Annotated in this window: 12 protein-coding genes; 4 read left to right on the forward strand and 8 right to left on the reverse strand. The window is 60.8% G+C overall.

The window, feature by feature from the left end:
• Nucleotides 1–60 precede the first annotated feature (60 nt).
• Genes AB7E19_RS09520 through yacG form a run of 4 tightly spaced genes read left to right on the forward strand, consistent with a single transcriptional unit; the run spans nucleotide 61 to nucleotide 2,534 of the window.
• Nucleotides 61–936 (forward strand): prepilin peptidase, encoded by an 876-nt coding sequence (locus AB7E19_RS09520; protein ID WP_427935074.1) that lies wholly within the window; start codon nucleotides 61–63, stop codon nucleotides 934–936.
• Between the two features lie 18 nt (nucleotides 937–954).
• A complete protein-coding gene (gene coaE / locus AB7E19_RS09525) occupies nucleotides 955–1,569 on the forward strand; it encodes a dephospho-CoA kinase (protein ID WP_322131589.1) in 615 nt (204 codons plus the stop codon).
• Nucleotides 1,570–1,606: 37 nt separating this feature from the next.
• The gene (gene zapD, locus AB7E19_RS09530; protein WP_010675825.1) at nucleotides 1,607–2,329 is read left to right on the forward strand and encodes a cell division protein ZapD; all 723 of its coding nucleotides are present in this window, start codon (nucleotides 1,607–1,609) and stop codon (nucleotides 2,327–2,329) included.
• A 10-nt stretch (nucleotides 2,330–2,339) separates the two neighbouring features.
• Nucleotides 2,340–2,534 carry a DNA gyrase inhibitor YacG gene (gene yacG, locus AB7E19_RS09535; protein WP_039040499.1) on the forward strand — a complete coding sequence of 65 codons (195 nt, stop codon included), beginning with the start codon at nucleotides 2,340–2,342 and terminating at the stop codon, nucleotides 2,532–2,534.
• A 55-nt stretch (nucleotides 2,535–2,589) separates the two neighbouring features.
• On the opposite strand, the gene mutT is transcribed toward yacG, so the two are convergent.
• From mutT to AB7E19_RS09575, 8 genes are all read right to left on the reverse strand, one after another.
• On the reverse strand, nucleotides 2,590–2,994 hold the full coding sequence (mutT, locus tag AB7E19_RS09540; protein WP_171864957.1) for an 8-oxo-dGTP diphosphatase MutT: 405 nt from the start codon (nucleotides 2,992–2,994) through the stop codon (nucleotides 2,590–2,592).
• A gap of 8 nt (nucleotides 2,995–3,002) precedes the next feature.
• A complete protein-coding gene (locus AB7E19_RS09545) occupies nucleotides 3,003–4,187 on the reverse strand; it encodes a tetratricopeptide repeat protein (protein WP_427935078.1) in 1,185 nt (394 codons plus the stop codon).
• 65 nt (nucleotides 4,188–4,252) lie between these two features.
• On the reverse strand, nucleotides 4,253–6,973 hold the full coding sequence (gene secA / locus AB7E19_RS09550) for a preprotein translocase subunit SecA (RefSeq protein WP_039040496.1): 2,721 nt from the start codon (nucleotides 6,971–6,973) through the stop codon (nucleotides 4,253–4,255).
• A 57-nt stretch (nucleotides 6,974–7,030) separates the two neighbouring features.
• On the reverse strand, nucleotides 7,031–7,936 hold the full coding sequence (locus AB7E19_RS09555) for a M23 family metallopeptidase (RefSeq protein WP_039040495.1): 906 nt from the start codon (nucleotides 7,934–7,936) through the stop codon (nucleotides 7,031–7,033).
• 140 nt (nucleotides 7,937–8,076) lie between these two features.
• Nucleotides 8,077–9,000 carry a UDP-3-O-acyl-N-acetylglucosamine deacetylase gene (lpxC, locus tag AB7E19_RS09560; RefSeq protein ID WP_010675831.1) on the reverse strand — a complete coding sequence of 308 codons (924 nt, stop codon included), beginning with the start codon at nucleotides 8,998–9,000 and terminating at the stop codon, nucleotides 8,077–8,079.
• 102 nt (nucleotides 9,001–9,102) lie between these two features.
• On the reverse strand, nucleotides 9,103–10,254 hold the full coding sequence (gene ftsZ, locus AB7E19_RS09565; RefSeq protein ID WP_005305686.1) for a cell division protein FtsZ: 1,152 nt from the start codon (nucleotides 10,252–10,254) through the stop codon (nucleotides 9,103–9,105).
• Nucleotides 10,255–10,293: 39 nt separating this feature from the next.
• Complete coding sequence (ftsA, locus tag AB7E19_RS09570; RefSeq protein WP_010675832.1) at nucleotides 10,294–11,553, reverse strand: cell division protein FtsA; 1,260 nt, start codon at nucleotides 11,551–11,553, stop codon at nucleotides 10,294–10,296.
• The gene (locus tag AB7E19_RS09575; RefSeq protein ID WP_029314839.1) at nucleotides 11,534–12,286 is read right to left on the reverse strand and encodes a cell division protein FtsQ/DivIB; all 753 of its coding nucleotides are present in this window, start codon (nucleotides 12,284–12,286) and stop codon (nucleotides 11,534–11,536) included. Before AB7E19_RS09575 ends, ftsA begins: the two co-directional genes overlap by 20 nt.
• Between the last annotated feature and the right edge of the window lie 50 nt (nucleotides 12,287–12,336).

Genomic DNA, 12,336 nt, shown 5'->3' on the forward strand with positions numbered 1-12,336 from the left:
CGGGCGGTGCATTTCCCCCGGCCATCTGTCATCCCCGTTCCCGACACAAGCGATTGATCTATGGTGCCTTTGATCGAACTGGCCCAGGGCTTGCCCTGGCTCTATCTCTCCTTGATTTTCCTTTTCTCCCTGATAGTGGGCAGCTTCCTGAACGTGGTGATCCATCGCCTGCCCATCATGATGGAGCGGGCCTGGCATGCCGAATACAGCGACTATTTCGGTGACGGTGAAGAGACTCCTCCTGCAACCGGACGATACAACCTCATGGTACCTCGCTCCCGCTGCCCCCACTGCGACCACCCCATAGGGGCGCTGGAGAACATTCCCCTGCTGAGCTGGCTATGGCTCAGGGGGCGCTGCCGCAACTGCCACGCCCCCATTTCGGCTCGCTATCCCCTGGTCGAGCTGCTCACCGCCCTGCTGTCGGTCTCGGTAGCAGCCGCGCTTGCCCCCGGCTGGGGCACCCTTGCCGCTTTGTTGCTCACCTGGACATTGGTCGCACTGACCTTCATCGACCTGGACAAGATGCTCTTGCCGGATCAGCTCACCCTGCCCCTGCTCTGGGGTGGCCTGCTGTTCAATCTGGCGGGCGGTTTCGTGCCCCTGGCCGATGGGGTGGTCGGCGCCATGGCGGGCTATCTGGTGCTCTGGAGCCTCTACTGGGCCTTCAAGCTGCTGACCGGCAAGGAAGGGATGGGCTATGGCGACTTCAAACTGCTGGCGGCACTGGGCGCCTGGCTCGGCTGGCAAGCCTTGCCCATCGTGCTGCTGCTCTCCTCGCTGGCGGGCGCCATCATCGGCATCGGTCTCATCCTGCTGCGCAACCACCACCAGGGCAAACCCATTCCCTTTGGCCCTTATCTCGCCATCGCGGGCTGGATAACGCTGCTGTGGGGCGATAGCATCACCCGCTGGTATCTTGATGTCGTGCTCTAGCAAAAGGATCTCTGACCCATGTATGTAGTCGCAATCACTGGGGGAATCGGCAGCGGCAAGACCACGGTTGCCAACCGCTTTGCCGAGCTGGGTATCGAGGTGGTGGATGCGGACATCATCGCCCGTGAGGTGGTGGAGCCCGGCACCCCTGCTCTGGCTGCCATCTCCGCCCATTTTGGCCCGGATGTCGTTGCCCCCGATGGCCAGCTCGATCGCCGCCGGCTGCGAGAGCGGATCTTCACCGACTCGCAGGCCAAGGAGTGGCTCAATGCCCTGCTCCATCCCCTCATCCGCAGCGAGATGCTGCGCCAGTGTGCGGCAACCCGCTCCCCCTACTGCCTGCTGGTCGTCCCCTTGCTGGTGGAAAACAGGCTCACTTCCCTCGCCGATAGGGTACTGGTGATCGATGTGGACGAAGCGACGCAAATCGAGCGTACCTGCCACCGCGATGGCGTCAGTCGGGAACAGGCCCAGGCGATACTGGCGTCCCAGGCGAGCCGCAGCGAGCGCCTGGCGATGGCCGACGACGTCCTGGACAACCAGAGTGGTACGAGTGAGACCATCGGACAGCGAATTTTCGCCCTGCACCAGACATATCTGGCATTTGCCTCTCAACAAGCCCACCAACTGTGAGTACACTAGGCCGGTTTATGGCTGGCCAGGATTAGGCATGATTTACGATTTTCCCCTCAATGAAAAAAGCCGGACCTATCTTCGTCTGGAGTCCCTGTTTTCCCAGATCCGCGACAATCTGGAGAGTGACCAGTCCTGGGCACATATCGCCTTCTTCAAGGGGTTGTTCGATTTGCAGGAGTTGCTGGAGCGTGGTGACCTGCGTGCCGATCTCATCAAGGATCTGGAGCGCCTCGGCCAACGCCTGAGCCACTGGGCCAGTCTGCCTGACGTCGATCTCGAGCAGATCCAGCGGATGCAGCAGGAGAGTACCCAGCTCTCCCGCAACCTGCTGAACTCCCCGCGCCCCGGCGCCCGTCTGAAAGAGGATCGCCTGCTCGGCTCCATTCGTCAGCGCTTCTCCATTCCGGGTGGTCTGTGCGCCTTCGATGTGCCGCAACTGCACCACTGGCTGGCGACCCCGGCCGTCACCCGCCACCAGCAGATGCAGCAATGGCTGAGTGACATCACCCTGCTGATGAACGCCATCTCCCTGTTGCTGCGCCTGTGGCGCGAGTCGGGCAACTTCAGCGACCAGGTGGCCACCAACGGCTTCTTCCAGGATACTGCCGAAGGGGCTGAACTGATCCGCATCCGTCTGGCGGGCACCCAGCCCTGCTATCCGACCCTGAGCGGCCACAAGAACCGCTTCGCCCTGCGCTTCCTGCCGACGACGGAGCAGCAGATAGGCGACGTCTCCTTCCAGCTCGCCTGTTGTTGAGGAGCGCCCCATGGTGACCAAGGTAAAGTGTCCGACCTGTCAGAGCGAGATCGAATGGGGTCCGCAGAGCCCGTTTCGCCCCTTCTGCAGCAAGCGCTGCCAGCTGATCGACCTCGGCGAGTGGGCGGATGAACAGAAGCGCATCCCGGGCGAGATCAACCCGGATCTGCTGCCCGACCCGGAACAGGGCGATCCCTGGCAATGAACACTTCACGATCACAAAAGGGCCCTCAGGCCCTTTTTCGTTGGTATCGATCCTTTCAGGCAAGCGAGGCCTGCAACCGCGCGACGATGGGGCCGTTGGCATCCGGGAAGCGGTATTCGTGCAGCGAGGCCAGTGGCACCCAGCGGCACTCCTGCCCCTCCTTGCCAAAGGGCTCGCCGTGGAAGCGGGTCACCTTCCAGATATCCAGCAAGACCTGCTTGTCGGGGTAGTCGTGGTGCAGCTCCATGAAGGGGGCACAATCCTGCACCCGGATCCCGATCTCTTCCCACAATTCCCTGTCCAGCGCGGTGAGCAGATCCTCCCCCGACTCCACCTTGCCACCGGGAAACTCCCAGCGATCCCCCTGATGGCGATCGGCTGAGCGTTTGGCGATGAAGATATCGCCCCGTTCGTTCTCGATGACGCCCACCGCCACCCAGATCCGTTTCTTCTGTTCCATCATTGTCCTCAGCATAAACACGGCAAACGGGCGATCCAGGGGGCAAGCCGAATGGCCTGCTGATCCCCCCGGGCCCTGAAGAGATCCTGCCCGACATGCTCATTGCCCGGCGGCGCAACCTGCGGCCAGGGCACAGCACCGGGCGGAGTGAAACAACGATCGTGTACCCGCGCGCTCTGGCGCAGATAGCGCCATAAACAGTCTCGCAAGAACCACTGGTCGATGTTCGGTGTTTCCATGGTACTGGGCTGATAGCTCGCCATCAGCGGCGCAAGGGGAGGCAGCACACCGGCCACACCGCCCCACATGCCGGCCAGCACCAGATCGGTGTGGCTCCACCAGTCACGCATGATATGGAACCAGCGCCCCGATGCAAGCCAGTCATCGACCGCCAGCCGCTCCCGCAGATTCAGCACGGAGTCCGCATCGCGCACAAGAAAGCGCCCCACTCCGGGATCATTGGCGACCTGGAAGCGCCAGCAGAGGCGCTGACGCTGGGATTGACTATCGGGCTGCACCTTTATCTCGGCGCCATGTTCCTGCAGGCAGGCCAGAAGCCCCTGGGGGACACTGCCATCCACATAGAAGCGCACCCGCCAGCCCGGATAGAGGTAGGCTGCGGCCAGCACATTGTCGAGCGCTCCCCGTAAATAGCGGGGCTGTGCTCCCCACAAGGAGAAGGCGATGACTGCCTGCTTCTCCCCCTGCTCCGCGAGCCAGTCATCCGGCCCCTCTGCCGGCAGTACCCACCCCGCGACAGGCTGCGAGACGGCCTCATCCTTGAGAGTCAGGGCACGGGTTCCCGCTTTCGCCGCTTCTTCATGGCGTCCTAGCTTGGCAAGGGAAGTGCAAAGCCCGTCATGGACCAGATAATCACCCGGCTCGCGCCGCACCAGTTCGACCAGGTGCGTCACGGCCCGCTCATGCTGATCGGAGCGCGAGAGGCAGACACAGAGATTGCGCAGCACCTCAGTGTTATCGGGTGCGGACCGGTACGCCAGCGTCAGCACCTGGGCCGCCGAGGCGGGATCGCCGGACAAAAAGAGGTAATAGGCAAACTGCAGTTGCAGGGGAACAGATTTGTTCGTCTCTGCGTTCAGCCTGCTCAGCACACAACGGATCGCCTCCTGGCGTCTCTCCTGCAGCCAGTGCCCATGTGCCTCCCCATCCCATCCCGCCGGCAATCTGCTCATCGTCCCCTCCTTGGTCCGAAAATGAATACACCGCCCGGAGGCGGTGTATTCATCATGGCAGGGTGTCAGGTCAGCTGACCGTGACAGTGCTTGTATTTTTTACCCGAACCACAGGGGCAGGGATCATTGCGCCCGATCTTCTGCTCGTCGCGCACGAAGGTGGTATGGCCCTCGGCCCCACCTGTTTCCTCGTCAGCCAGCTGGTTTTCGGCCGTGGCATGGGTGTAGGTACGGGGAGCTGCTTCGGCCTGCTGGCGCTGCTGCTCTTCCATCGCCTCCACATCCCGCTCCTGCACCTGTACCCGGCTCAGGATGCTGACCACGTCGCGCTTGAGGGTCTCCAGCATCTGGGTGAACAGATCGAAGGATTCGCGCTTGTACTCCTGCTTGGGGTTCTTCTGGGCGTAGCCGCGCAGATGGATGCCCTGGCGCAGGTGATCCATGGCCGCCAGGTGCTCCTTCCACAGACCATCCAGCGTTTGCAGCATCACCGCCTTCTCGAAGTTGCGCAGCACCTCCTTGCCGACCAGCTCTTCCTTGTGGGCATAGAGCTTGGTGGCTTCATCCAGGATACGTTCGCGCAGCTTCTCTTCATACAGCTTGTCGTCTTCCGCCAGCCACTGCTGCAGCGGCAGATCCAGAGCGAAATCGGACTTCAGACGCGCTTCCAGACCCGGCACGTCCCACATCTCTTCCAGGGACTGGGGCGGGATGTACTCGTCGATGATGGCGCCGTAGACGTCGTCACGGATGACGTGAATAGTCTCGGAGATGTCGTTGGTGTCCAGCAGTTCGTTGCGCTGCTCGTAGACCACCTTGCGCTGATCGTTGGCCACGTCGTCGAACTCGAGCAGGTTTTTACGGATGTCGAAGTTGCGACCTTCCACCTTGCGCTGGGCATTCTCGATGGCCTTGGTCACCCAGGGATGCTCGATGGCCTCGCCCTCTTCCATGCCCAGCTTCTTCATCATGCCGGTCACGCGGTCGGAGGCGAAGATCCGCATCAGGGTATCTTCCATGGAAAGGTAGAAGCGGGAGGAACCCGGATCACCCTGACGACCGGAACGGCCGCGCAGCTGGTTGTCGATACGGCGGGATTCGTGACGCTCGGTACCAATGATGTGCAGGCCACCGGCCGCCAGTACTTCGTCATGACGCACCTGCCAGGCCGCTTTCAGCTCGGCAATCTGCTCGCTTGACGGGTTTTCCAGCTGGGCGATCTCCGCCTGCCAGTTGCCGCCCAGCACGATGTCGGTACCACGACCGGCCATGTTGGTGGCGATGGTGACGGCGCCGGTCTGGCCGGCCTGGGCGACGATCTCAGCTTCCATGGCATGGAACTTGGCGTTCAGTACCTTGTGCGGGATATTTTCCTTGGTCAGGATGCCGGAGAGCAGCTCGGAGTTCTCGATGGAGACGGTACCGACCAGCACGGGCTGGCCGCGTTTCACGCACTCGCGGATGTCCTGCACGATGGCCGCGTATTTCTCCTGGGCGGTCAGGTAGACGAGATCGCCCATATCCTTGCGCACCATCGGCTTGTTGGTCGGGATGACCACGGTATCCAGGCCATAGATCTGCTGGAATTCAAAGGCTTCGGTATCCGCAGTACCGGTCATGCCCGCCAGCTTGTCGTACAGACGGAAGTAGTTCTGGAAGGTGATGGAGGCCAGGGTCTGGTTCTCGTTCTGGATCTTGACCCCTTCCTTCGCCTCGACCGCCTGGTGCAGACCGTCTGACCAGCGACGACCCGGCATGGTGCGGCCGGTGTGCTCGTCGACGATGACGATCTCGTCCTTCTGGACGATGTAGTCGACGTTGCGCTCGAACAGGGTATGCGCGCGCAGGCCGGCATTGACGTGATGCAGCAGGCTGATATTGGTGGCGGAGAACAGGGAGTCATCCTCGGCCAGCAGTCCCTCTTTCTTGAGCAGCTCTTCCACGAAGATCTGGCCGTTTTCGGTCAGCAGCGCCTGGCGGTTCTTCTCGTCCACCGTGTAGTGGCCGTCGCCGGTGTACTCCTCGGAGTCTTCCTTGTCCTGCTTGACCAGCAGGGGGATCAACTTGTTGATCTGGGTGTACATGGCTGAACTGTCTTCCGCCGGACCGGAGATGATGAGCGGAGTGCGGGCTTCATCGATGAGCACCGAGTCCACCTCATCCACCAGCGCGTAGTTGAGCGGACGCTGTACGCGCTGCTCCGGCGAGAATGCCATGTTGTCGCGCAGGTAGTCGAAACCGAATTCGTTGTTGGTACCGTAGGTAATGTCGGCAGCGTAGGCATCGCGCTTCTGGGACGCATCCATGCCGGGCACGTTGCAGTCCACCGTCATGCCAAGGAAGGCGAACAGCGGGCGATTGGCTTCCGCATCACGCTTGGCCAGATAGTCGTTCACCGTCACGACGTGCACACCGCGGCCGGTCAGAGCGTTCAGGTAAGCTGGCAGCGTGGCCGTCAGGGTTTTACCTTCACCAGTCTTCATTTCGGCGATGCGGTTGGAGTTCAGCACCATGCCGCCGATCAGCTGGACGTCGAAGTGACGCATGCCGAACACACGGCGGGAGGCTTCACGGACGGTGGCGAACGCTTCCGGCAGCAACTGCTCCAGTGTTTCGCCCTGCTCCAGACGCTGACGGTACTCGGCGGTCTTCGCCTGCAGTTCCTGATCGGACAGTGCCTCGAACTGAGGTTCCATCGCATTGATTTGTTTTACAATTTTGCGCAAAGCCTTGAGCGTTCTGTCGTTCCGGCTGCCGATAATCTTGGTGAGCAGTGTGCTAATCATGGGTACCAACTGTTTTGGTTATATAAGCGTTCCGTCACTGGAACCTGAAGAAAAAACCTAACCCCGTCTGGCATTCAGAAAGCGCGCGGGGTTGACCTGACGACCATCTTTCAACACTTCGTAATGCAAATGAACTCCGGTTGCACGACCGGTTCGCCCCATCAGGGCAATCTTCTGGCCCTCATCGACCAGGGTGCCCACATCCACCAGTAACTTGGAATTGTGGGCATAGCGGGTGACCAGGCCATTGCCATGGTCAATCTCCACCATGTTGCCAAACTCCGGATGGCGCCCCGCCCAGCTGACAATCCCCTTGCCTGTCGCCAGGATGGGGGTGCCGGGCCTGCCGCGGAAATCCACCCCTTTGTGCATCTTGGCGCGACCGTTGAACGGATCGACCCGCCCACCGAAACCGGAGGAGATCCAGACACGCTCCTGCTTGACCGGTGAGCCGGGGATGAAACCCGCATCGGTGATATGGTGGTTCATGATGAAGGATTCAAGTACCGACAGCTGTTCTTCGCGGCTGCTGAGCTGGCGGCTGAGGTGTTCCATGGAATCTTGCAGTTCACCCAGGCTGACTTCCAGGTCTGCATCGTAGGAAGGGCCGCCCATCGGGGGCAGCTCCTTGAAGTTGAACTCCTCGGGATCGAGGTCCGCCTTCTCGGTCAGGCGCTCGCCGAGGGCGTTGAGGCGACCAAGTTGTCCCTGCATGGTGCCCACCTGGGCGGCCAGCATGGCAAGCTGTTCGCGGGCTTCATCGGCCCCTTGCGTGGATTTTTGCTGCTGCGCCAGGGTCAGCGCCACTTCCAGCGCCTCCATTTTCTGCTGCCAGCTCTGCCAGAGCCAGCCGCCCCCCAAGGCCAATACAGTGAAGAGAATACCGCCGACCCAGGCCAGACGTTGTTTGGGTAAGTGCAACCTGCGGCGCTGCTTACCGTGGAGGATCAGGGTAATGCTCATAGAAATCTGTCTTCTCGGTCAGGTGAGGCCAAGGGCCTTCACGGGCAATAAAACCGGGAGATAATCGGTATTAAAGGATGGAATAAACAAATGACAGGACGTCGGTGCGGAGAGATGACCGACGTCCTGTTGCACAGCTATCAGGCCAGAACCAGACCGTTGTCGTAGTAAGCGATAGGCGCTTTGTCGCCCTCACCCTCGAAGGTCACCAGTTCCCAGGCCTCCTGCTGGGCCAGCAGGGCACGCAGCAGCTTGTTGTTCAGGGCATGGCCCGTCTTGTAGGCACGGAATTCACCGATGATACTGCGATTGCACATGTACAGATCGCCGATGGCATCCAGCATCTTGTGCTTCACGAACTCGTCTTCGTAGCGCAGACCATCTTCGTTCAGCACCCGGTAGTCATCCAGCACCACGGCGTTTTCCAGGCTGCCGCCCAGTGCCAGGTTCTGGGAACGCAGGTACTCGATGTCACGCATGAAGCCGAAGGTACGGGCACGGCTGATCTCTTTCACGAAGGAGCTGCCGGAGAAGTCCAGCACGCAACGCTGGTTGCGGCCTTCAAACACCGGATGCTGGAAATCGATCTCGAGATCCATCTTGAAGCCGTTGCGGTAGGGGTGGAATTCCGCCCACTTGTCGCCGTCTTCAACCCGGATGCTCTGCTTGATCCGCACGAACTGCTTGGGTGCGTTCTGTTCACGAATACCCACTTCCTGCAGCAGATAGATGAACGGATGCGCACTGCCGTCCATTACCGGGATCTCGGGGGCATCAACCTCGACATAGAGGTTGTCGATGCCCATCCCGGCCAGAGCGGCAGACAGGTGTTCGATGGTCGACACGCGAACACCGGCTTCGTTCACCAGAGCGGTACAAAGCACGGTATCACGCACCTGATCGGCGTTGGCTGGCAGCGCGACCACAGGATTCAGATCGGTACGCAAGTAAACGATCCCTGTGTTAACAGGCGCCGGACGGAACGTCATAGTGACTTTCCGGCCCGAATGCAGGCCCACACCGGTGGCCTGGACACTCGTTTTCAAGGTTCTTTGTCTAATCATGGGCGTATCCGCTTTAACAGCTCAAATTCCTGACCAGATGGTCGTTGCCGGGCCATCTTAGCACAATCCTTAAGCAACAAACAAACCAGAGCCATCAGAGGCTTAGTCTGCCTGCTTGCGCAGGAACGCAGGAATATCGAGATAATCCGGTTCGCGACGAGCTTGCGGCTCGGCGTTCACCACCTTGGCCGGGGCCTCTTCCATCACGCGAGACTGCAGGGCTTCGCTGATCAGGGGCTGACGGGCCGGACGCTCTTGAACCATGTTGTTCTTGACCAGGGTGATGTCGGGCTTGCGCTCGGCACCGATACCGGTCGCTACTACGGTAACACGCAGTTCGTCGTGCATTTCCGGATCGATTACGGTACCCACCACCACGGTGGCGTTCTCGGACGCGAAGGCCTTGACCGCGTTACCCACGGTCTCGAACTCTTCGATGGTCATGTCCATGCCGGCCGTGATGTTGACCAGGATGCCACGGGCACCGGCCAGATCCACGTCTTCCAGCAGCGGGCTGGAGATGGCCTTCTCGGCCGCTTCTTCGGCACGGTCGTCACCGGAGGCGGAGCCGGTACCCATCATGGCGGTACCCATCTCGCGCATCACGGTACGCACGTCCGCGAAGTCGACGTTGATGAGGCCCGGGCGGGTGATCAGCTCGGCGATTCCCTGTACTGCCCCCAGCAGCACGTCGTTGGCCGCCTTGAAGGCGTCCAGCAGGGAGATGCCGCGACCCAGCACCTTCAGCAACTTGTCGTTGGGGATGGTGATCAGGGAGTCGACGTTCTTGGAGAGCTCTTCGATGCCGTGAGCGGCGAAGCCCATCCGCTTCTTCCCTTCGAAGGAGAACGGCTTGGTCACGACGGCAACGGTCAGGATACCCATCTCGCGGGCCACTTCGGCCACGATCGGTGCAGCACCTGTACCAGTACCACCACCCATGCCGGCAGCGATGAACACCATGTCGGAACCGGTCAGCAGCTCGCGCAGCGCTTCCCTGTCTTCCATGGCGGCGTCACGACCCACTTCCGGGTTGGCCCCGGCACCCAGCCCCTTGGTGATGCCACCGCCGATCTGCAAGGTGGTATTGGCACTGGAGTTGCGCAGTGCCTGGGCGTCGGTGTTCACGGTGATGAACTCGACACCTTCGATGTTTTGACGAACCATGTGCTCGACTGCGTTGCCGCCGCCGCCACCCACACCTATCACCTTGATGACGGCTTCGTCAGTGTGGCTATCCATAAATTCAAACATGTTGTCTCTCCGCTTTATTTGCCTGACTCAGCAAAATCTTTAGAACTCGCCACGCAACCAGTTGCTGACCCGTTTGACCAGCCCACCTACGCTTGCCTTGGCGGCATATTCCTTGTTACTGCCGGTGGATTGGTTGGTGCGGCCGTACTGCAACAACCCGACCGCAGTCGAGTACACCGGTGCCTGTACGTAGTCACTCAATCCCCGGATATTCATGGGCTCGCCTACCCGGACCTGGCTCTGGAAGATCTGCTCTGCGCACTCCACAATGCCTTCGATCTGGGCCGCGCCACCGGTCAAGACCACACCGGCGGCCAGCTGATGCTTGACCCCCTGTGCCTTCAATTCGCTCTGCACCCGCACCAGCTCGTCATTCACCATGGAGAGCAACTCGGTGTAACGGGGTTCAATCACTTCCGCCAGTGTCTGCCGTTGCAGGCTGCGCGCCGGGCGACCGCCGACACTGGGCACTTCGATATTGTCTTCCTTGCTGACCAGGCGGCCGAGGGCGCAGCCATAGCGCACCTTGATCGCCTCCGCATCCAGCGGCGGCGTGCCGAAGGCATAGGCGATGTCGCTGGTCACCGTACTGCCGGCATAGGGAATCACCTTGGTGTGACGCAGGGCGCCGCCGGTAAAGAGCGACATGTCCATGGTGCCGCCACCGATGTCCACCACGCAGACACCCAGCTCCTTCTCGTCTTCGGTCAGCACGGCGTAGCTGGAGGCCAGGGCGGAGAAGATCAGCTGATCCACCCGCAGACCCACCTTCTCTACACACTTCTCGATGTTGCGCGCCATGTCGTTGTGGCAGGTGATCAGGTGCACCTTGGCCGCCATCCGCACGCCGGAGAGGCCGACCGGGTTCTTGATCCCTTCCTGATAGTCGATGGCGAACTCCTGGGGCAGCACGTGCAGCACCCGGAGCTCGTCAGACAACCGCACCGACTTGGCGGTGTGGATGACGTTGTCCACATCCTCCTGGGTCACCTCTTCGTCGGAGATGGGCACCATGCCGGTCTCGTTGCGGCAATCGATGTGCTTGCCGGACAGCCCCAGATAGACGGAACTGATCTGGCAGTCTGCCATCATCTCGGCCTCTTCCACCGCGCGGCGCAGGGACTTGACCACGGAGTCGAGGTCATTGACCCCGCCCTTCTCCATCCCGCGAGAAGCGTGGCTGCCCATGCCGATGACATTGAGTTCGCCATCGGGCAATACTTCGCCAACCAGTACCGCCACCTTGGTCGTGCCGATATCCAGTCCGACAATCAAATTTCTATCTGCGGTGTTGGTCATTCACTTTCTCTTCGCTTTTCTTCCAGCCAACTGCCATCCCGGTGTCGTATCGAAGATCCACGTAAGCAACCCGCTCACGGGGCTCGATGACCGGAAAGGCATCGATAAACCGCTGCAGACGAAGCGCGATATCCGAGCGCCCCACAAACAGCTGAATGTTGCCATCCAGGGTCAGTTCCCAGGCATGGCGGGGGGTCAGATTCACCCCCAGCAACTTGTATCCCTTGGCCGCCAGCAGCGTTTCGTACTGATGGCTGGCTTCCAGCACCTTGGCGGCCTGATCATCGGGCCCGGACAACTGCATCAGGGGCTTCTTCACCCTGTCCGGGGCACTGAATACCTCACCCTTGGTGTTGACGAAGCGGTTACCGTTCCAGCGAGCCGCCACATCCTGTTCCGTGAGATAGACCTTGATCTTGTTCGGCCACTTCTTTCGTACCGAGACCTGGGCCACCCAGGGCAGAGCGTTCAGACGCGCCTGCAATTCGTTCACATCCAGCTCGAAGAAGTTGCGAAGTTCGGCACCATCCAGCACGGCAGCACGCAACTCATCGGCCTTCAAATATTCGTGTTGCCCCTGCAGCAACAGCTCGCTCATGGGCAACCGACTGGCATCCGTCAGCCAGTCTTTAACATCCAGCGCAGTCTGGTAGAGCCCCCACATGACCAGGATGAAAAATGCCACCCCGGCGATGAAGCCCCCCTTGGTGCGCCCTTGTGCCCTTGCCTCCACCCGATCGATCCCCGTAAAACGCGCCATGCCGGCCACTTGCAGACCGGTTC

The sequence above is a fragment of the Aeromonas sp. genome, from assembly GCF_050252055.1.
Lineage (GTDB): Bacteria > Pseudomonadota > Gammaproteobacteria > Enterobacterales > Aeromonadaceae > Aeromonas > Aeromonas caviae.